At 52.7% G+C, this 771-nt stretch carries 1 rRNA gene; it reads left to right on the plus strand.

The window, feature by feature from the left end:
- Positions 1-316 precede the first annotated feature (316 nt).
- Positions 317-771 (plus strand): 23S ribosomal RNA (locus NS2_RS37075); the annotation flags it as partial.

The following is a 771-nucleotide window of genomic DNA, read 5'->3' on the forward strand; positions in this document are numbered from 1 at the left end:
AGCACTTCTCCACGACGCTTCACACAGGTGAATGTGGTTGTGGCAGAGACCGTTTGAGTCCTCATCTGAAGGACCGCGGACGCTCATGGGTGGAACACTGACAATCTTCATCGCACCTACGAAAATCCCATTTGGTTTTCGGCGGTGAATATACCGACACACTATTGGGTCCTGAAAGAACAGACGTTCTTTCCAGGCAAAAAACGATCCGCTCGGATCTCTCGTGAAACCAGCCTCTTCGAGGTCAAGGTCCTTGAATCCAATCCGATGCGGGTGTGTTGTTTGAGAACTGCACAGTGGACGCGAGCATCTTTGTTAGTAAGTGTGTAAGAGCGTACGGTGGATGCCTTGGCACCAGGAGCCGATGAAGGACGTAGTAGGCTGCGATAAGCCTCGGGGAGCTGTCAAACGAGCTGAGATCCGAGGATTTCCGAATGGGGAAACCCGGCACGAGTGATGTCGTGTCACCCGCACCTGAATATATAGGGTGTGTGGAGGGAACGTGGGGAAGTGAAACATCTCAGTACCCACAGGAAGAGAAAACAACATGTGATTCCGTGAGTAGTGGCGAGCGAAAGCGGAAGAGGCTAAACCGGTTATGTGTGATAGACGGCAGTCGTTGCATAGCCGGGGTCGTGGGACCCATCTTCTCAGTTCTGCCGAGCTGGGCATGAGTTAGAAACCAAGTTGTTAGTCGAATTGGTCTGGGACGGCCAACCGTAGACGGTGAGAGTCCGGTAGACGAAAACATCCTGGCTCATGTGATGGGCA

Source organism: Nocardia seriolae NBRC 15557 (assembly GCF_007990715.1).
Lineage (GTDB): Bacteria > Actinomycetota > Actinomycetes > Mycobacteriales > Mycobacteriaceae > Nocardia > Nocardia seriolae.